This window comes from Nocardioides faecalis (genome assembly GCF_018388425.1).
Classification (GTDB): domain Bacteria; phylum Actinomycetota; class Actinomycetes; order Propionibacteriales; family Nocardioidaceae; genus Nocardioides; species Nocardioides faecalis.
The window spans coordinates 3390339-3409624 of record NZ_CP074406.1; the positions used below are offsets into that span (position 1 = coordinate 3390339).

Genomic DNA, 19286 nt, shown 5'->3' on the forward strand with positions numbered 1-19286 from the left:
AATGCTTGACGGCGCATCCGCCGCGACCGCCGCAGACTCACTCAGACCGACGCCGAGTGCATCGTGCGCGAAGAGGCGAGGGCAACAGCGGTCAAAGTGCCAGGTCACGTGGTGCGCCATACGGCACGCAACGCGCTGCGATCCTCCTGGTGGCCGATCCTGCATCCGAAGCAAGCAAGACGCGAGCCCACGGTGGAGATCGCAGCGTCCGCTGCGTGACGCGGCATCGCTGTAGCCGCGTACATGCCCGCATAGGGCTCGCCGTAGGGCAGGCCGTAGTCTGCCTCCAGACCACGCTGCGGTCACCTGAACTACAGCGATGTTCTCCTGAGGGTTCTCCCGACTAAAGTCCTGATCCCCCGGGCCCCTAGCTCAATTGGCAGAGCAGGAGACTTTTAATCTCTTGGTTGTGGGTTCGAGTCCCACGGGGCCTACCGCGCGCCGGAGCCGCTCAGCTGCGGCGGGCGCACTCCGCGCAGAGCCCGACCAGCTCGACGGTGTGGTCGACGTCGCTGAAGCCGTGCTCCTCGGCCACCGCGTTCGCCCACCGCTCCACCGCGGTGCTGGTGACCTCTACCGTGCGGCCGCAGGACCGGCAGACCAGGTGGTGGTGGTGCGAGGCACTGCACCGGCGGTACGTCGCCTCGCCGGCCGGGTTGTGCCGTACGTCGACGTCGCCGGCGTCGGCCATCGCCTGGAGCGTGCGGTAGACGGTCGCGAGACCGACCTTCTCCCCGCTCTGGCGCAGGCTGTCGTGGATCTCCTGAGCACTCTGGAAGTCGGCCGCCTCACGCAGTGCCTCGGTGATCGCGATCCGCTGGCGAGTCGGCCGCAAGGCGAGCGGACGCTCGTCGGTCTCCGCCACCGATTGACCTCCTGCACCTGCGAGACGACTGACGACGCCAATCTACCCAGCGCCGCCGCGCGCGCCTCGTACGAGGGCATCCGCCTCCGGAGGGCACCGGTACCCTCTGGCCGGGGAGAGGGAAGAGGACGGGTCATGGGGAGCGATGACGAGTTCGGACCGGACACGGAGGCCATCCGTGCCTGGCTGAACAAGCGCGCCAGCTATGCCAAGGACGCCCGGGTCATCGGTGGCGGCCACCGCTCGGCCCCGAGACCGACCTCGTCCGACCGCCCCGAGCGCAGCTCCGCGGAGACCGTCACCCCGCCGACGCTGCCCGCCGGTGCCGTCGACGGCACCGACGTCGGGCGCTCGGTCCTGGCCGCCCTCGGCCACGACGAGCAGGCCGACCCCGGCCCGGTCCAGCCCGGCCAGGTCGACAGTACGACGGCCGGCCGGTCCGTCGTCGACGCGCTGCGCGACACCTCCCCCACCCCCGACCCACCTGCCCCGGCGCCCCCGGCTCCAGCACCGGCACCGGCACCGGCACCGCGTGAGCGTGCGCGCCGGGAGCGCTCCTCACGCGCACCTCAGGCACGGACCAGCACACCGCCGCCGTCGCGATACACCGCCTCCACCGCCTCCACGTCCCCCGCCGCACCCGGTGGCCGCGGAGCGCCGCCGCAGGCACCCGTAGGCAGCGGCAGCCGATGGACCGAGCCCGACGAGCACCGCTACTCCGAGGACGCCGGCACCGACGCGGACTTCCCTGCCCGCGGCCGGGCCCGGCTGGTGCTGTCGCTGATCCTGCTGGCCGCCCTGGCGGGCACCGCCGTGGCGGGCTACGTCGCCTACCAGGACCGCACGGTCGCCGCGATCGGCCTGGCCGGCACCCTGGGGTTCCTGTCCCTGGTGGTGTGGGCGGTGCGCACCGGGTGCACGACGACCAAGCTCACGCTGCGCCGCGGCCAGCTCTCCATCGAGCGCGGCGGGCACACCGAGGTCGTGGACATCGCCAACCCGTACCACGCCGTCGCCATCGTCGGCGAGCCCGGCCACCGGCGCTGGACCGTGCTCATCGAACGGGCCGGCCAGCCGCTGATCGTGATCAGCTCCGCGATGGTCGACCCCTACTGGTTCACCGGCCTGCTCTACCGGATCCGCCCAGAGCTGCGACCGGACGCACAACCCCACCCCGCCGAGCGCGGCTGACCCCCTCGGCCGCGCGCGGGCCGGCACCCTCGTCGGGCCGCGAGCCACAGGGAGAACGTGTTCTAGTCTGGCGCCATGGCCTGGCCCTACGTCGCCGACGACACCTCCGACCCGCTGCTCGCCGCCGACGCCGAGGTCTGGCAGCCCTTCACCGACGCGGTGCGCGAGCTGGTCGACGCCTGTGTGCAGAGCGACGTCGACGCCGACGACGTCCGCGCTGCGCAGGCGGACGTCGAGGCCGCGCTCGCCCGGCTCGGCAAGGCGCGGCTGAGCACCACGCTCGGGCAGAGCGGCACCGTCGGCAGCCGACGGCGGGCGTGGGGCAACCCGGTGATCGGCGTACGCAACCCCATCGCGCCCCCGCTGCACGTCGACAGCGATCCGGCGGGGCGGGCGTGGTCGGACTTCCACCTGGGACCGGCGTACGAAGGTCCCCCGGGCCTGGTGCACGGCGGCGTCGTGTCGCTGATCATCGACCAGGTGCTCGGGCACGCCGTCGGCGCGGGCCGGCAGCCGGCGATGACCGGCACCCTCACCATTCGCTACGAGCGCGGCACCCCGCTGGGCGACCTGCGGGTCGAGGCCTGGGTCGAGCGCCGCGAGGGCGTGAAGATCCACGCCGGCGCCCACGTCCTCGGCCCCGACGGCCCCACGGCCGTCGCCGAGGCCGTGTTCATCGTGCCCCGGCGCTTCCGCGACCAGCTCTCGGACGGCATCGGCGCCGCCGACCAAGGCTCCACGCAGGGCTGAGCGCACGAGAGCCGGACGCCCCGTCGGGGCGTCCGGCTCTCGGGTGAGGCTCGTGAAGCGGGCGGGCTAGGACTCGATCTTCACGCCGCGCTTGTTCTCGTCGCTGAGCCGGGCCTCCTCGGCGGCCTGCTGCTCCAGCTCGGCGCGACGGCGTTCGGCCGCGTCGTCGTACTCGCCGGGCTCGGAGACCAGGTCCGTAGCCCCGCGACTGAGCCTGGACAGCGCCTGTCGGGCGAAGATCTGCTGCTCGGTTGAGGTGCGCTCGGAGCGCCCGCGACCGAGGAAGGAGACCGCCCACCGCAGGACGGCGGTGACCCGGTTCTTGAAGCCGGTGAGGTAGAAGAGGTGCACCACCAGCCACATCAGCCAGGCGAGGACGCCGGTGAGGCGCATCTTGCCGACCATCGCCACCGCCCGGAAGCGGCTGATGATCGCCATGGAGCCCTTGTCGAAGTACTTGAACGGGCCCTGGGACGGCTTGCCCTTGAGCCGGCCGTCGATCTCGTTGGCGGCGTACTTCGCGCCCTGGATCGCCACCTGCGCGACGCCGGGGAGGTTGTCCAGCGAGATCATGTCGCCGACCACGAACACCTCGGGATAGCCCGGCAGCGTCAGGTCGGGGTTCACCGCGATCCGTCCGGCCCGGTCCAGCGGGGCGCCGGTCTGCTCGGAGAGGATCCTGCCGAGCGGGCTGGCCTGCACACCGGCGGCCCACACCTTGGCGATGGCGTCGATGCGCTGCGAGCTGCCGTCCTTGTACTTCACCACCAGGCCGCGCTCGTCCACCTCGGAGACCAGGGCACCCAGGAGCACCTCGACGCCCAGGCCCTCCAGCTTCTCCTTGGTCCACGCACCGAGCTTGGCGCCGAAGGGGGGCAGCACCTGCGGCGCCGCGTCGACCAGGATCACCCGCGCGTGGCGGGTGCTGATCAGCCGGAAGTCGTCCTTGAGCGTGCGGTGCGCGAGCTCGGCGATCTGGCCGGCCATCTCCACGCCGGTCGGGCCGGCGCCCACCACGACGAACGTGAGCAGGTGGTCGGTCGGCTCACCGCGGGCGGCGGCGAGCTCGGCGAGCTCGAACGCGCCGAAGATCCGGCCCCGCAGCTCGAGGGCGTCGTCGATGCTCTTCATGCCGGGCGCGAACTCGGCGAAGTGGTCGTTGCCGAAGTAGGACTGGCCGGCCCCGGCAGCGACGATCAGCGAGTCGTACGACGTGACGAGCTCGCGGCCGAGCACCTGGGAGGTGACCACCCGCTTGTCGAGGTCGATGCCGGTGACCTCGCCCAGCAGCACGTGCGCGTTGTCCTGTCCGGCGAGCACCTCGCGGGTCGGCGGAGCGATCTCGCCCTCGGACAGGATGCCGGTGGCCACCTGGTACAGCAGCGGCTGGAAGAGGTGGTGCGTCGTCTTCGCGATCATCGTCACGTCGACGTCGGAGCGGCGCAGCGCCTTCGTCCCGAACAGGCCGCCGAACCCGGAGCCGATCACCACGACCTGGTGTCGGTCGGACCGACGGGCCACGCTGCGCTCAGCCGTCTCGGGCGTGTTGTCGCCTGCTGCCATGGTTTCCTCCTGGGCGCTCGAGTCGCCGCTTATATCCGAACCTTGCATTGCATTGTCCCGCTCTGCCGCCGCGGTTCCCAGCCGGGTGCCCGTCGGGTGCCGCGACCGGGGCAGTCACACTTGGTCGAGCATCGTTCGCGGTCGCCCGACCTCGTTGGTTTGGCTTGGCGATACCGGGGGTATCCCACTCGGGATCAGTACCCACGGGACCGATCAGAAGACATGACTCGGGCAGTGAGCACCGCACTGGAAGGTTCACCCGTGCACCACCGGCAGACCCTGGAACTGGCCCCCGGGCCCCGCAGCGTGCACGACGCACGCCGCTGGGCGGTCCAGACCTGCCGTGACATCGGTCGCGAGGACCTCTGCGAGTGCGCCGAGCTCGCCATCTCCGAGCTGGTCACCAACGCCGTGCTGCACGGAGAGGGCCCGCTGCGCACCCAGCTGCGCGGGACCGCCGAGCACCCGCGCTTCGAGGTGCACGACTCCTCGACCATCCCCCCGCAGCCGCCGAACCGGGGCCGCGGGTTCGACCTCGACGCCTTCGACCTGGACTCCTTCGACGCGTTGGACGAGGAGCACCTCGCCGCGCTGGCCACGGTCGGCCGCGGCCTCGAGATCGTCGCCCGCGCCTCCGCGGCCTGGGGCGCGGAGATCGAGGAGGACGGCAAGGCGGTGTGGTTCGAGCCGGCCGCCGAGCTGGCCTCGGAGGGCGGGGCGCCGTACCAGCTCACCCACAGCTTCCCGCCGCTCACCGAGGACCACACCCGGGTGGGTGAGGTGGCCGTGCAGATCAACGGCGTGCCGACGCGGGAGTTCCGAGCGTTCCAGCGGCACTACCGCGACCTGCGCCGCGAGATCCGGCTGCTGGCCCTGGCCCACGAGGACGACTACCCGTTGGCCAAGGTGCTCTCGGAGCACTTCGACGCCCTCGAGCGCCCCCTGCGCGCCAACATGGGCCGCGAGCAGGTCGACGACGCAGCCGCCGCTGGTCGCTCCTCGACCAACCTGCGGCTGCGGATGACCCGCGAGGTCGCCCGACAGATCGGCGGCCTCGTCGACCTGCTCGACGCCGCCGACGACTTCAGCCGCGCCCAGCGGCTGCTCACCGCACCGCGGACCCCGGAGCAGCGCGCCTTCCAGATCTGGTTCCTCGGCGAGTTCCGCCGCCAGTCCGCCGGCGCGCCGCCGGTGGCCTGGCAGGACGGCTCGGGCAGCGGCGCGCCCTCCCGGGCGCTCTGAGGCTCCCCGCACGCCCCCGCACGCCCCCCTAGAGGCTCACGGAGGCCCCGGGAGCCGGCCCAGGCCAGCTCAGGCGTAGCCGAGGTCGTGCAGCCGCGCGTCGTCGATGCCGAAGTGGTGCGCCACCTCGTGCACCACGGTGATCCGGATCTCGGCCGTCAGGTCGTCCACGTCGTCGCACATGTCCTGCAGCGGGCCACGGAACAAGAAGATCCGGTCCGGCAGCTGCGGCAACAGGTCGCCGCCGCGCTCGGTGAGCGCGACGCCGTCGTACAGGCCGAGCAGGTCGTCCGGCTCGCCCGGCGGCGGCTCGTCCTCCACCAGCACCACCACGTTGCGCACCAGCCGAGCCAGCTCGTCGGGGATCTCGTCGAGGGCGGCGTCGACCAGGGCGTCGAACTCCTCGGGGCTCACCTCGACCGGCATGCGCCCATTGTGACGGGCGGTGCGAGGTGGACGAAAAACACCACAGGCGGCGGGATCCGGTGGATCCTGCCGCCTGACTGGCGACCCTGACGAGACTCGAACTCGCGACCTCCGCCGTGACAGGGCGGCGCGCTAACCAACTGCGCTACAGGGCCTTGCTGCTTCACTGGTGAAGCGGTGGAACTCTAACCCATGACCACCCACGATCCCCAAATCGTCGGCTTCTCGGACCGGATCCGCACCCCCAACCGGATTCGAACCGGCGTACCCGCCGTGAAAGGGCGGTGTCCTAGGCCGCTAGACGATGGGGGCCCGCCGCCACCGACCAGGTCGGAGGAGGCCGGGACAGCATAGTGCGGCGCACATCGACGGCGCCCATCGACGGCGCGCCGTGCGCCCGCGGAGCGAGATGGGGGCGCCGCTTTCGTACGACGGCACGGTCTCGGGTAAACTTCGGCACTGCTTGGGCAGGTAGCTCAGTTGGTACGAGCGATCGCCTGAAAAGTGATAGGTCGGCGGTTCGACCCCGCCCCTGCCCACCAGCACGGTGAAGCCCCCTCCGGAGACGGCGGGGGCTTCGCTGTTTCTCGGCGCTCCCCGGCATCGCCGTCTTCGCCGTCTTCGCCGGCCGGGCTTCGGCGCCCCGGCAGGATGGGGGCGTGACGAAGCACCTCGCCGATCCCGTCCCGCTCCCCCACGGCCCCGCCCTCGCGAACCGGTTCGCCCTGGCCCCGTTGACCAACACCCAGAGCAACCCCGACGGCACCCTGTCCGACGACGAGCACGACTGGCTGGTCGCCCGCGGGCGCGGCGGGTTCGGGCTGACGATGACGTGTGCGGCGTACGTCTCCCCCGGCGGCCAGGCGTGGGCCGGCCAGCTCGGCATCAGCGACGACCGTCACCTGCCCGGGCTCACCCGGCTCGCCGACAGCCTCCGCGCCACCGGCACCCGCTCCTCGGTGCAGCTGCATCACGCCGGCCGCCGCGCCGACCCGGCCGTCACCGGCCGGCCCAACGTCGCACCGTGGGCGGAGGCCGAGCGGGACACCGCCGCCCTGAGCACCGCCGAGGTCACCGGCGTGGTCGAGGACTTCGTGGCCGCCGCGGTCCGCGCCGAGCGGGCCGGGTTCGACGGCGTGGAGGTGCACGGCGCCCACGGCTACCTGCTCGGCCAGTTCCTCGACGCCCGGCACAACCACCGCGACGACGGGTACGGCGGCTCGCTCGACGGGCGCTACCGGGTCCTGGACGAGGTGCTGCGCGGCATCCGGGAGGCCACCGGCCCCAACTTCCAGCTCGGGCTGCGGCTGACCCCCGAGGGCAACGGCATCACGCTGCCCGAGGGCCGCGAGATCGCCCGCCGGGCGCTGGCCTCGGAGCTGCTGGACTACCTGGACATGTCACTGTGGGACGTCTTCATGCGCCCGCGCGGCGAGGGCCACGAGGGGCTGCTCATCGACCACTTCGTCGACCTGCCCCGGCAGGGTGCCGCCCTCGGCGTCGCCGGCTCGGTGCAGTCCGCGGCCGACGCCCGGTGGTGCCTTGAGCGCGGCGCCGACCTCGTCACGGTCGGCACCGGCGCGATCCTGCACCACGACTTCGCTGCCCGCGCGCTGGCCGACCCCGACTTCGTCGTACGGGCGCGGCCGGTGCCGCGCGACGTGCTGCGTGCCGAGTTCGTGGGCCCGGCGTTCGTGGACTACCTCGCTGCGGGCTGGGACGACCTCGTCGCCTGAGGGCGACTCGACCGACCACAACGGGTGACTCGGCGGAGCACCAAGAGGGGATTCGGCGGGTCAGAAGGTGCGGGCCTCGGCGAGGACGGCGTCCCGGTCCTCCGGCAGGACGAAGCCGGCGGCGATGGCGGCGTCCGTGGCGGCGGTGTAGGCGGCCAGGTAGTCCTCGTGGGTGGGCCAGAGCCGGTCGCGGACCTCGGGCGGCAGCGCCACCGTGCGGCCGAACAGCTCGCAGATGACCGACGCCCCCGGGGAGGCCACCCCGGAGAGCACCTCGACCGGGGCGTCGACGACCGGCGTGCGGACCCCGCCGCGGGCGTTGCCGACCTCGTCGAGCACGAAGGCGCCCTCAGCGACCTCGATCGGCTCCGCCGACGGCGCGGCCGCGCCGCCACGCGCCCAGGCCTCCAGGTGGCGCAGGGCGGCGCGGACGACGTACGTCTGCTGTCCGCGGTTGACCGGATCCGGGCAGCCGAGGAAGGACTCGAACTCCCCGATCTGGACGAGGTCGGCGTGCGCGGAGCCGGCGACCTCCCAGACCCGCAGCAGCGGGCCGTCGGGCTGGCGGGCGGGCAGGTAGTTGAGGCGGCCGAGCAGGTCGCCCTCCGCCTGCACCACCAGCACCGGCACCTCCAGGTCGTCGGTGATCGGCTCCGCTCCCCCGCTCGCCCCGCCTGCCGCGCGGGCGGCGGTGAGGTCGATGCCGGCACCCACCGGGCCCAGCGGCGCGGCGATGTCGCCGCGGCTGTGGATCAGGAACCCGTCGAAGGCCCGGGTCCGCGGCTGCACCTGGTTGACGTAGGTGGTGAGCAGGTACGCCGACTGCGACTCCCCGATCGCCAGCACCTTGTCGACCTCCAGGCCCTCGAGCGGGTCGCCGGGGCGGGCGTCGGCCAACGCTCGGGCGACCGCGGTGAAGATGCCGTGCGCCCAGGCGTCGCCGGGGTGGTGCAGGTCGCCGTAGCGCTCCGGGTCGCTGCCCTTGAGCCCCTGGACCCCGGCGCCCGCGACGGCGACCAGGGCGCCGCCACCCTCCACCCCGACGTGCTGCGCCGAGACGCCCGCCCAGGCGTGGCCGCGGCGCACCAGCTCCTCGCCCAGGTAGGTCCAGTCCGGGGCGGCGTCGGAGCCGGAGGAGACGTTGAGCCACTCCACCACCAGCGTGCCGCTGAACGACGCGTCCACCGGGCGCCGTACGACGACGCGGGTGGCGAACGGCGCCTCCGCCTCCCCCGGCAGTGCCTGCACCGTGCCGGAGGCGGCGTGCTCGGTCTCCGCCCACCCGGCGGCCGCGAGATCCGGACCCGGGTGGACGGCGGTGAGCGCCACCCCGGCGCCGCCGGACAGGGTGAGGAAGGACACAGGTGTCGTCGACATGGGGGGATCATGCCGTGCCGTGCCGAGTTGAGTCGCGGCGCGGCAGCCGCCAGAGTCACCTGTGTGCTGCCCCGGTTCGAGATCGTCGCCCGCCACCGGCCCGTCACCATCGTCGGCACGCCGCAGGCCGGGGCGGCGTGGGCGGACGGCGACGCCCCGGACGGTGCCTCCGCGCCGCTGCCGCAGCCGGCACCCAGCGTCGCGATCGAGGTGATGCTGCCGCCGACCGGCGCCGACGCCCCGCCGGCTGTCGGCGTGCCGGCCGTCAGCGTGCCGGCTGTCGGCGAGCCGGGCGGGCCGACCGCAGTCCTGCGGCTCTCCGGACCCGACGGCAGCCTGTTCGAGGTCCGGCTGGTGGACGGTGACGTCGCGCTCACCGTGGACTCCGACGGCACCGCCACGCGGCACCGCAGTCGACGCCGCGGACGGGTGCGGCAGGTGCCGACCGGCCTCGCACTGACCCTCACCGGCACCCAGCTGGCTGCCCTGACCTGCGAGGACGGCGCCTGGGTGGTGCGCGCCCGCGTCGACCTGACCGGCCGGGTGGACGTGCGCGACCCCGGCTGGCTCGCGGGCCTGCGGGGCGGGTGGGAGACCAGCCGCCGCGGCACGGTGGCCGGCTGGTCCGCCGGCGGGTTCGGCCAGCTGGGGCTGCGCGACGTCCGGCTGGTCACGCACGCGGACGGCACGCCGTACCGGGTGGGCGAGGACCTGCTGTTCACCGCCACCAGCGCCGGGCCGGGCTTCTTCGGCACCGCGCACACGTCGGTGTGGCGGATGCCGGAGCCGGTGGGCGAGCAGCCCCCGGTGCACTGTGCCGACCTGTTCTTCACCCGCAACCAGCAGCCGCAGGTGTACGGCGACCACGCCACGCACCTGCTCCGCGACGGCGACGAGTGGCTGGTCGCGACCAGCACCTGGTCGGACTTCCCCGACGACCGGGCGGCGCGGCGCACGGCGCGGGTGGCGGTCGCGCTGGCCCGTACCGGCGCGGACCTCACCCGAGGACGTCACGTGCTGCCCGCCCAGGAGCTGGCGCTGCCGGACCCGGCGCCGCTGACCGGCTCGGGGCCGAGCGTCGGCATGTGGGACCCGCACCTGGTGCGCACCGAGACGGGCGAGTGGCTCGTCGGCTACGTCAGCGCCCGCCGGTTCTTCGACTTCCACCCCGTGCTGGCGAGCGGTCCCTCGCTCGACGACCTCATGCTGCGCGGCGCCGCCGGGGACCGCCGGGCCACCGAGGGCACGACGATCACCCGCATCGACGGCGAGTGGCGGGTGCTGGCCAGCGACGGCCGGGACAACCCCCGAGGACGACGAGCCCGGATGCCGGTGCTCGACCTCGCGCTGGCGGACGTCGGCGTGCTGGATGCGCCGTACCCGACGAACATCCCCTGGCCGAGCGTCGTCGCGCCCGATCCGGGTCACGCGGGGCGGCCGTGGTCACTGCTGACGTTCGACGGCACGCCCAGCGGCGGCCGGCTCGCCGGCTACGGCACCCACGGCGACCTGGTGGTCATGCGGGAAGCCGCGAGCGGCTCAGGGCCGGCACAGGCGTCGACAGAGGTGACGACGACGGTGACGACGACGGTGACGACGAGGTGAGGTCAGGAGGCCTTGACGGAGCCTCGCGCCCGCGTGGTCAATCGCGCGGGCGGTAGTCCGACCACTCGTCGCTCTCGTCGACCTCTTCGACCACCGGCTTGCGCGCGGGCTCACCATGGAGCTCGGCAGCCAGGGCCGACAGGTCGGTCTCGTGAGTGCGGTACTTCAGGTCGCGGGCGACCTTGGTCTGCTTGGCTTTCGCACGGCCGCGGCCCATAGGGTCCAGCCCCCTCGCACACTTGGCCGGAAGCCCTCCGGGCTCCGGACTGCTGAATACGTAGTCTTCGTGGGGTCAACGGTACATGCCGCCCCGGTGTTCCCGCACGCCAGGGCGAACACCGGGGCCGTGGTGAGTCCGATGTCACCAGCCGGGTCACCAGCCGGGTCACCAGCCGGGGTGCTGACCCACCAGCTCGACGGTGCCCTGCTGCTCCGGGTCGACGGCGACCTCGCCGGCGACCCAGGCGTCCACACCGAAGTCCGCCAGGCGCGTCACGACGCCGTCCACGGCCTCGGGCGCCACGATCGCGACCATGCCCACGCCGCAGTTCAGCGTGGCCTCCAGGTCCGGCTGGGAGACCTCCCCCAGGCGTCGTACGACGTCGAAGACGGCGCCGGGCGTCCAGGTGCCGCGGTCCAGGGTGGCCTTGAGCTCCGGCGGCATCACGCGTGCCAGGTTGTTGGCCAGGCCGCCGCCGGTGACGTGGGCCATCGCGTGCACCTCGTGCTCGCGGGCGATCGCCAGGCAGGGCTTGGTGTAGAGCCGGGTCGGCACCAGCAGCTCCTCGCCGAGGGTGCGGCCGAACTCCTCGACGTGCCGGTCCACGGTCCAGCCTGCCTGCGTGAAGAACACGTGGCGGGCCAGGGAGTAGCCGTTGGAGTGCAGGCCGCTGGCGGCCATCGCCACCACCACGTCGCCGGGGCGGACCCGGCCGGGGCCGAGCAGGTCGTCGGCCTCCACCACGCCGGTGGTGGCGCCGGCGACGTCGTACTCGTCGGGCGCAAGCAGGCCGGGGTGCTCGGCGGTCTCGCCGCCGACCAGGGCGCAGCCGGCCTCGGTGCAGGCCTCCGCGATGCCCTTGACGATCGCGGCGATCCGCTCCGGCACGACCTTGCCGGTGGCGATGTAGTCGGTCATGAACAGCGGCTCGGCGCCGCACACGACGAGGTCGTCGACAACCATGCCGACGAGGTCGAAGCCGATGGTGTCGTGCTTGTCCATCATCTGCGCCACCGCGACCTTGGTACCGACGCCGTCGGTGGAGGTCGCCAGCAGCGGGCGCTTGTACGCCAGCAGCGCGGAGGCGTCGAAGAGGCCGGCGAAGCCGCCGAGGCCACCGAGCATCTCGGGGCGGCGGGCCTTCTCCACCCACTCCTTCATCAGGTCGACGGCGCGGTCCGCGGCCTCGATGTCGACACCGGCGCGGGCGTAGGCGTTGTCGTTGCTCATGGTTCTCCGGTCAGCTGGGTCTCGACAGGCGCGGCCACCGGGGTGGCCGGCACGGGATGGCCGTCAGGGGCGCTGGCGGCCGGTCACGGGTTGTTGAACACGGGGAGCGCCTCGCCGTGCGTGGTCGACTCGAGGGTGGCCTCGAGCAGGTGCTTGCCGAGCAGGCTCTCGTCGGGCAGCTCGATCGGGTAGTCGCCGGTGAAGCAGGCGGTGCACAGCGCCGTCTGCGGCTGCCCGGTCGCCTCGATCATCCCCTCCAGGGAGATGTAGCCGAGGCTGTCGGCGCCGACGCTGTGCGCGATCTCGTCCGGGCTCAGGCCGTTGGCGATGAGCTCGGCGCGGGTGGCGAAGTCGATGCCGTAGAAGCAGGGCCACTTCACCGGCGGGGAGGAGATCCGCACGTGCACCTCGGCCGCACCGGCCTCGCGCAGCATCCGGACCTGGGCGCGCTGGGTGTTGCCGCGCACGATCGAGTCGTCGACCACGACGATCCGCTTGCCGCGGATCATGTGCTCCAGCGCGTTCAGCTTGAGCCGGATGCCCAGCTGGCGCAGCGTCTGGCTGGGCTGGATGAAGGTGCGCCCGACGTAGGCGTTCTTGACGAAGCCCTGGCCGAACGGGATGCCGGACTCCAGCGCGTAGCCGGACGCGGCGGGGGTGCCGGACTCGGGGACCGGGATCACCAGGTCCGCCTCGACCGGGAACTCCCGGGCCAGCTGCCGGCCCATCTCCACGCGCGCCTCGTGCACGCTGCGGTTGGCGATGGTGGCGTCGGGGCGGGCGAGGTAGACGTACTCGAAGACGCAGCCCTTGCGCTGCGGCTCGGCGAACTTGTGCGAGCGCAGCCCGTTCTCGTCGATGACGAGCAGCTCGCCGGGCTCCACCTCGCGGACCATGCTCGCGCCGATGGTGGCCAGCGCGGAGTCCTCGCTGGCCACGACCCAGCCACGCTCGAGGCGACCGAGCACGAGCGGCCGGATGCCCTCGGGGTCGCGGGCGGCGTACAGGGTGTTCTCGTTCATGAACACGAACGAGAAGGCGCCCCGCACCTTCGGCAGCAGCTCCAGCGCCCGGGCCTCCAGCGAGACGTCGGGGTGGTGCGCGAGCAGCGCGGTGACCAGGCTGGTGTCGTTGGTGGCGGCCTCGAGGTCGCGGACGTTGATGTCCAGCTCGCCCTCGTCGCTGGGCAGGTCCGCGACCAGCTTCGCCAGCTCGGCGGTGTTGATCAGGTTGCCGTTGTGGCCCAGCGCGATCGAGCCGTGGACGGTGGGCCGGAAGGTCGGCTGCGCGTTCTGCCAGGTGCTCGCACCGGTGGTGGAGTAGCGGCAGTGGCCGACCGCGAGGTGGCCGCGGAACGACTCCAGGGTGTTCTCGTCGAAGACCTGGGAGACGAGGCCCATGTCCTTGTAGACGAGGATCTGCCGGCCGTTGCTCACCGAGATACCGGCCGACTCCTGGCCGCGGTGTTGCAGCGCATAGAGACCGAAGTAGGTCAGCTTCGCGACGTCCTCACCTGGGGCCCACACGCCGAAGACTCCGCACACGACTCCCAGACTAGCGGCCGGGGACTCCCCGTCTCAGTTCGCGTGGCTGCTGCGAGACGTGCGCTGCGCCACTGCCGCGGCCACCTGCGCCGCCTGCGCCCGGATCTCCGGGATCGCGGTCGTCTCCCACAGCCGGCCCTTGCGCGGCGGGCCGACCAGGAACAGGTTCTCCACCACGCGGCCGTCGGCCCCGACCACCCGGCCGTCGTCGGTGGCATCCAGGCCGAGCGCGAGCGGGTCCGGGGCGGCGGTGCCCCGGGCGAGCAGCGCCTGCAGCAGCGGCGAGGTGCTGCGGCGCACGTCGCCGAGGGGCCCGGTGCAGTTCACCACCGCGTCGACGTCGTACGACGTGGCGTCGGCGGTGCGCACGGTGCACCGCTCGCCGTGGTCGGCGACCTCCGCCAGCGTGCCGGCGCGCACGTTCAGGCGACCCTCGTAGCGGTAGCGCTGCAGGCGCAGCGCGACCTCGGGGGCCATCCGGTGCCGACGGATCTCCCACGCGCGGGCGTGCACGGCGAGGAACCGGACCCGTTCGTCGTGCGGCAGCCGGTTCCACACGTCCTGGGAGGCCGGGCGCAGGCCGTCGATCACCGCACGCCAGTCCACGCCCCGCTCGGCGGCGGCGCGGCACTCCTCGGCGACGGCCTCGGCGAGCTGGTCGGCGGTGAGCGGGCCCGCGGGCACCTTGGTCACCCAGGCGGTGTGCTGCTGGCCGCGGTGCGGCTTGGGCAGCAGCCCGGAGCGGCTGAGCATCGTCACGCTGCGCTCGGGTCCGTCCTCCAGCAGCGTGATCACGGTGTCGACCGCGGTCAGCCCGGTGCCGACGACCAGCACCTGTGCGTCCGCCGGCAGGCCACGCAGCCGGGCCAGCTGCCACGGGTTGTCGATGTGCCAGTCGGCCTCGGGCAGCGGTTCGCCGCCGGCCACGAGCGGTCGGGGAGGCTGGTTGCCGTGGGCCAGCACCACGGCCGCGGCGTGCGAGCGGGTGTGCTCGGTGACCACCTCGAAGCCCTCGGCGACCGGGACCACGTCGAGCACCGCGCCGGCCTGGACCCGGAGCCGGTCGTCGGCGACGTCGGCGAGGCGGTCCTGCAGGTAGATCGCGTAGTCCGCGCGGGGCAGGAACCCCTGCGGGTCGCTGCTGCGGCCCGTGCGCAGCGCCCAGTCCAACAGGTCCGACGGCGAGTCCGGGAACGCGCTCATGTGCCGCGCCCGGACGTTGAGCAGGTGCCGCTGGTCGTTCGTGCCGTACGCGATGCCGCGACCGACGATGCCGCTGGCCTCGTGGATGACCACCTCGAGGCGGGGGTCGTCGGAGCGGGCGAGCAGGTTGATCGCCGTCAGCACGCCGCTGGCGCCCCCACCGATCACTGCGACCCGGGTGCGCTCAGCCACCGGCGCGGCCTCCTCGATCACTGTCATGGGGTGAGTCTAGTGGATCACTAGACTTTCGGGGGATCGTGGGTGCCGATCCGCTTGTAACTACGAGTTATGGCTACTACCAGGGTGGTAGAGCACCCGGGTAGTAGCCATAACTCGTAGTTACAAGCCCGCGACCGGCCGCGTCAGGAGGCGCCGAGGTTGCGCAGCAGCAGCGCCTCGGCGAGCAGGACGCGCTCGAACTCGGCCAGGTGCAGGCCCTCGTTGGCGCCGTGGGCGCGGGTGTCGGGGTCCTCGACGCCGGTGACCAGCACGGAGGCCTCGGGGAAGGTCTCGAGGAACTCGGCGATGAACGGGATCGACCCGCCGACCCCCATGTCGACCGGCGCCGTGCCGTCCCAGGCCTCGGCGAACGCGGAGCGGGCGGCGTCGTACGCCGGACCGGAGGCCTCGATCCGGGTGGCCTCGCCGGTGTCGACGACCGTCACGGTCAGCTCCGCACCCCACGGCACGTGGGCCTCGAGGTGGCGCTGCAGGCAGGCCAGGGCGTTGGCGGTGGTGTCGCCGGGGGCGACGCGCAGGGAGATCTTGGCGCGGGCCGCGGGCACCAGGGTGTTAGAGGCGCCCTCGACCTTGGGGGCGTCCAGGCCGGTGATGCTCAGCGCCGGCTTGGTCCACAGCCGCTCGACGGCCGAGCCGGTGCCGATCCACTCGATGCCGGGCACCGCGCCGGACTCGGCCCGCAGCCGCTCCTCGGGGTAGTCCACGTCGGCGGCCGGGCTGGAGACCAGGCCCTCGACCGCGACGTCTCCGCGGTCGTCGTGCAGGGTCGCGATCAGCCGGGACAGGGTGATCAGCGCGTCCGGCACCAGGCCGCCCCACATGCCCGAGTGCACAGCGTGGGTCAGGGTGCGGACCTCGACGTCGACACGCACCAGGCCGCGCAGCGAGGTGGTCAGCGCGGGTACGCCGATGTCCCAGTTGCCGGAGTCGGCGATGACGATGACGTCGGCGGCGAGCCGGTCGCGGTACGTCGCCAGCAGCTCCGGCAGCGTGTCGGAGCCGACCTCCTCCTCACCCTCGATGAACAGCTTCACCGACACCGGCAGGTCCTCACCGAAGGCGCGCAGCGCGGCGACGTGGGCCAGGACGCCGGCCTTGTCGTCGGCGGCGCCGCGGGCGTAGAGCCGGCCGTCGCGCTCGGTGGGCTCCCACGGCGGGCTGTCCCACTCGGCGTGGTCGTTCTCGGGCTGCACGTCGTGGTGGGCGTACAGCAGCACCGTCGGCGCGCCCTCGGGCCCGGCGCGGTGGCCGATGACCGCCGGCGGGGCGCCGTCGTAGGCGCGGACGATCTCCACGTCGACACCCTCGGCGGCGAACAGCTCGGCCGTGGCGCGGGCGCTGGCCTCGACCTGGTCGCGGCGGGCGGGGTCGGCGGAGACGGACGGGATGCGGACCAGCGCCTCGAGGTCGGCACGGACTCCGGGCAGGAGTTCGGTGATGCGGGTACGCAGGTCTTCGGTGGGCACGGGTCCGGTCATGGGAGCCAACCTAGACCCCGCTCCCACCGGCGCCGCAGGCGTCACAGCCGAGCCCCGACCGCTCGCGGGTCGTGGGTCACAATGCGCCCATGAGCCTCCCGTCCCGCACCCGCCTCCGGGACCGCTCCCCCGGTCGTCGTACGGCGTCCGCCGTGCTCGTCGTGGCGCTGGCAGCCGCACTGGCCGGTGGCCTGTCCGGCTGCTCCGACGCCGGAAGCACCGGTGGCGGCGGCGACGGCAGCGGCGGTGGCGGCGGGATCGCCGTGGGTGACGGCACCGCCCGGATCCTCGACGGCGCGGTGCAGGTGCGCCGGGTGCTGGAGTCCAGCACCGCCGGCCCGACGATGTCGTCCACCTCCACCCTGCCGCCCGACTGCGCGGACGTGCCCCCGGGCCAGCCCGCGGCCGAGGAGGAGGCGATCGCCTGCGACGCCGCTGCCGCGGTCTACCGGCTCGCGCCCGCCGACGTCGTCGGCGGCGTACGGTCCGCGGAGGCGGTGCAGGAACCCGGCGTACCCGGCTGGGTGGTGCAGCTGGAGCTGGCCGAGGAACAGGCCACGACACTGGCCGCGCTGAGCGAGGAGCTCGTCGGCACCGACGAGCTGCTGGCGATCCTGGCGGACGGGGCGGTGCTCAGTGCCACGACCGTCGCCACCGTCATCCCCGACGGCCGGCTGCAGGTGGCCGGCGGCTTCGACCGCGCCCGGGCACACGAGCTGGCCGAGGCACTGTCCGACTGAGCTGCCCGGGGCGACTGAGCCGCCTGAGCGGGCTGGACCGGCTGGGCCGGCCTCAGTCCAACGGCAGGTACGGCGTCAGGTCGGTCCGCTCACCGCTGGCCACCACGCGCCCGGCGTCGGTCGCGGCGGTCCAGTCGAGCTCGCCCGTGGCGAGCGCGATCCAGGTGGCGGCGTCGGTCTCGATGACCGCGGGCGGCGTGCCGCGGGTGTGCCGCACCCCCTCGATCACCTGCACCGCCGCGAACGGCGGCACCCGGACCTCGACGGAGCGGCCGGGCGCCCGGGTCTCCAGGACGGCCAGGTAGTGCTTGACCAGCAGCCGGAGGTCGGCGCGCTCGGGCGTCGTACCGGCGGCGGTGGCCTCGGCGATCCGGGCGCGGGCGGCGGCGACCTCGGCGGGTGGCTGGACGCGGAGTCGTGCGGGCATGGTGGGCCCATTCTCACCCACGCCCGATCTCCGGGGAGCGCTCCCCTGCCGCGCTCCTGCGGCGAGGCGAGTCGAATCGACGTCGGCGGCCGCCCACGTCGGCTGAGCCGGGCCCGGCATACGTCGTACGCCCCAGGGGTCACGCGGGCGGAGGTTTGCTGGCGGTTCTTGGGCGTGGCAACCCCGAACAGCGCAGGAATCCCCGGTCGACCGGGGATTCCGACACACCGCGCAGAGCTTCCACCGCAGTTCCACCGAGGCAGGCTGACCAGGCTGACCGCGGCGGGAGCGTTGACAGCACCGGACGGCCAACGGACGCTGGAGAGGCACCACACGCCCGGGCGGCGCCCGGGCGTGCAACCCACCGAGGGATGTGGTCCGGCATGAACTACTGGGTGAGCGTCCTGTTCCGGGCGATCCCGCTGGCGATGGGGGCGGTGTGCGTCGGTCTCGGCGTCGACGTGTGGACCGCGGCCGACCAGCCCGGCAACGAGGTCGCCGGCCGGGTGGTGACGTTCCTGGCCGCGATCTGCGTGTGCCTGTTCTGCACCGCCGCGACGATCATCCGCCAGCTGATCCACCGCTTCAACACCCTCGACCGCTGGGGCTACCCGATCCTGGGGTACCTGACCGCCGCCGGGGCGGCGGCGTACGGCGTCGTCCTTTTCTCCGGCGCCAGCGCCGCGGGCAGCGACCCCGACTACGTCGCCGGGCACGTGGTGCTCGGGCTGGGCCTGATCAGCGGCTGCGTCGCGACGGTAGCGACCGCCTCGACCCGGTTCTCCCTGATCCCGGCGAACTCCGCGCGCCCGGCCGGCGACCACGCGCCGCCGGCCGGCGCGTTCGGTGGGGCCGCGACCGGCGTGCTGTGCGCCATCCCCGTGCTGCTCGCCGCCGCCGCCTGGGCCATCGTCGTGGTCAACCTCGCCCAGACGACCACGCCCTCGCGCTTCACCGTCGGCCACGTGCTGGCAGGCATCGCCACGATCTGCACCAGCCTGATCGCCCTGGTGGTGAGCATCGTGCGCCAGGTCAACGACGCCTACACCCCGCGCGAGCGGGTGGTGTGGCCGTGGCTGGTGATCGTGATGGGGACGCTGAGCCTGGTCTGGGGGATCGTGCTGCTCATCCTCGACTCCGAGCCGTACTACCGCACCCCGGGGCTGGTGATGATCGGCCTGGGGTTGGTCTGCTTCTCCATCCTGAGCAAGGTCGGCCTGCTCGCCCTGGTGTGGCGGCGCACGTTCGCGCTGGCCAACCGGGTGCCGCTGATCCCGGTGCTCACGGCGCTGACCTGCCTGTTCCTCGCGGCGTTCACGTTCCAGGCCGCGGTGACCGACAGCGCCGTCTTCGTCGCCGCCCGCGTGCTCACCGGGCTGGGCGCGATCTGCTTCACGCTCTACTCGATCGTCTCGATCCTGGAGAGCGGCACCTCGTCCTCGAAGTGAG

Annotated in this window: 17 protein-coding genes and 4 tRNA genes; 9 read left to right on the forward strand and 12 right to left on the reverse strand. The window is 73.2% G+C overall.

The window, feature by feature from the left end; translation table 11 throughout:
- Positions 1–361 precede the first annotated feature (361 nt).
- Positions 362–434 (forward strand) — tRNA-Lys (locus tag KG111_RS15980).
- Between the two features lie 17 nt (positions 435–451).
- On the opposite strand, the gene KG111_RS15985 is transcribed toward KG111_RS15980, so the two are convergent.
- Positions 452–865, reverse strand: coding sequence for a Fur family transcriptional regulator (locus KG111_RS15985; protein ID WP_249666174.1), 414 nt, complete (start codon positions 863–865; stop codon positions 452–454).
- A 135-nt stretch (positions 866–1000) separates the two neighbouring features.
- On the opposite strand from KG111_RS15985, the gene KG111_RS15990 reads away from it, so the two are divergent.
- Both KG111_RS15990 and KG111_RS15995 read left to right on the forward strand, forming a co-directional pair.
- Positions 1001–2056, forward strand: coding sequence for a hypothetical protein (locus tag KG111_RS15990; protein ID WP_205289757.1), 1056 nt, complete (start codon positions 1001–1003; stop codon positions 2054–2056).
- A gap of 75 nt (positions 2057–2131) precedes the next feature.
- Entirely contained in the window at positions 2132–2806 is a 675-nt protein-coding gene (locus KG111_RS15995; protein WP_205289758.1) for a PaaI family thioesterase, read from the forward strand.
- A 66-nt stretch (positions 2807–2872) separates the two neighbouring features.
- On the opposite strand, the gene KG111_RS16000 is transcribed toward KG111_RS15995, so the two are convergent.
- Positions 2873–4369 (reverse strand): NAD(P)/FAD-dependent oxidoreductase, encoded by a 1497-nt coding sequence (locus tag KG111_RS16000; protein WP_205289759.1) that lies wholly within the window; start codon positions 4367–4369, stop codon positions 2873–2875.
- 261 nt (positions 4370–4630) lie between these two features.
- Here KG111_RS16000 and KG111_RS16005 point away from each other — a divergent pair, with 261 nt between their 5' ends.
- The gene (locus KG111_RS16005; protein WP_249666175.1) at positions 4631–5611 is read left to right on the forward strand and encodes an ATP-binding protein; all 981 of its coding nucleotides are present in this window, start codon (positions 4631–4633) and stop codon (positions 5609–5611) included.
- 69 nt (positions 5612–5680) lie between these two features.
- On the opposite strand, the gene KG111_RS16010 is transcribed toward KG111_RS16005, so the two are convergent.
- The 3 genes from KG111_RS16010 to KG111_RS16020 form a co-directional block, all read right to left on the reverse strand.
- A complete protein-coding gene (locus KG111_RS16010; protein ID WP_205289761.1) occupies positions 5681–6037 on the reverse strand; it encodes a metallopeptidase family protein in 357 nt (118 codons plus the stop codon).
- Positions 6038–6115: 78 nt separating this feature from the next.
- Positions 6116–6192: transfer RNA gene (locus KG111_RS16015), tRNA-Asp, on the reverse strand.
- Between the two features lie 84 nt (positions 6193–6276).
- Positions 6277–6349 (reverse strand) — tRNA-Glu (locus KG111_RS16020).
- Between the two features lie 153 nt (positions 6350–6502).
- Here KG111_RS16020 and KG111_RS16025 point away from each other — a divergent pair.
- Positions 6503–6579: transfer RNA gene (locus KG111_RS16025), tRNA-Phe, on the forward strand.
- Between the two features lie 117 nt (positions 6580–6696).
- The gene (locus KG111_RS16030; RefSeq protein WP_205289762.1) at positions 6697–7773 is read left to right on the forward strand and encodes an NADH:flavin oxidoreductase; all 1077 of its coding nucleotides are present in this window, start codon (positions 6697–6699) and stop codon (positions 7771–7773) included.
- Between the two features lie 60 nt (positions 7774–7833).
- On the opposite strand, the gene KG111_RS16035 is transcribed toward KG111_RS16030, so the two are convergent.
- Positions 7834–9150: an alpha/beta hydrolase domain-containing protein gene (locus KG111_RS16035; RefSeq protein WP_205289763.1), complete on the reverse strand. Its 1317-nt coding sequence runs from the start codon at positions 9148–9150 to the stop codon at positions 7834–7836.
- A gap of 63 nt (positions 9151–9213) precedes the next feature.
- Here KG111_RS16035 and KG111_RS16040 point away from each other — a divergent pair, with 63 nt between their 5' ends.
- On the forward strand, positions 9214–10755 hold the full coding sequence (locus KG111_RS16040) for a hypothetical protein (protein ID WP_205289764.1): 1542 nt from the start codon (positions 9214–9216) through the stop codon (positions 10753–10755).
- Between the two features lie 37 nt (positions 10756–10792).
- On the opposite strand, the gene KG111_RS16045 is transcribed toward KG111_RS16040, so the two are convergent.
- The 5 genes from KG111_RS16045 to KG111_RS16065 all read right to left on the reverse strand — a co-directional run bounded on the left by KG111_RS16045 (position 10793) and on the right by KG111_RS16065 (position 16670).
- Positions 10793–10972, reverse strand: a complete 180-nt coding sequence (locus tag KG111_RS16045) for a DUF3073 domain-containing protein (RefSeq protein WP_205289765.1) — start codon at positions 10970–10972, stop codon at positions 10793–10795.
- A gap of 168 nt (positions 10973–11140) precedes the next feature.
- Complete coding sequence (purM, locus tag KG111_RS16050; RefSeq protein ID WP_205289766.1) at positions 11141–12205, reverse strand: phosphoribosylformylglycinamidine cyclo-ligase; 1065 nt, start codon at positions 12203–12205, stop codon at positions 11141–11143.
- A gap of 83 nt (positions 12206–12288) precedes the next feature.
- Positions 12289–13749: an amidophosphoribosyltransferase gene (purF, locus tag KG111_RS16055; protein ID WP_249666176.1), complete on the reverse strand. Its 1461-nt coding sequence runs from the start codon at positions 13747–13749 to the stop codon at positions 12289–12291.
- Positions 13750–13782: 33 nt separating this feature from the next.
- Positions 13783–15171: an FAD/NAD(P)-binding protein gene (locus KG111_RS16060; RefSeq protein ID WP_205289767.1), complete on the reverse strand. Its 1389-nt coding sequence runs from the start codon at positions 15169–15171 to the stop codon at positions 13783–13785.
- 143 nt (positions 15172–15314) lie between these two features.
- The gene (locus tag KG111_RS16065; protein ID WP_205289768.1) at positions 15315–16670 is read right to left on the reverse strand and encodes a dipeptidase; all 1356 of its coding nucleotides are present in this window, start codon (positions 16668–16670) and stop codon (positions 15315–15317) included.
- An 89-nt stretch (positions 16671–16759) separates the two neighbouring features.
- Between KG111_RS16065 and KG111_RS16070 the strand changes: the two genes are divergently transcribed.
- Positions 16760–17410 (forward strand): SecDF P1 head subdomain-containing protein, encoded by a 651-nt coding sequence (locus KG111_RS16070; protein ID WP_205289769.1) that lies wholly within the window; start codon positions 16760–16762, stop codon positions 17408–17410.
- 52 nt (positions 17411–17462) lie between these two features.
- Here the strand turns inward: KG111_RS16070 and KG111_RS16075 are convergent, their stop codons facing one another.
- Positions 17463–17837, reverse strand: a complete 375-nt coding sequence (locus KG111_RS16075) for a sterol carrier family protein (RefSeq protein WP_205289770.1) — start codon at positions 17835–17837, stop codon at positions 17463–17465.
- Positions 17838–18220: 383 nt separating this feature from the next.
- Between KG111_RS16075 and KG111_RS16080 the strand changes: the two genes are divergently transcribed.
- Entirely contained in the window at positions 18221–19285 is a 1065-nt protein-coding gene (locus KG111_RS16080) for a DUF2776 family protein (protein WP_205289771.1), read from the forward strand.
- The last annotated feature ends 1 nt before the right edge of the window (position 19286 follow it).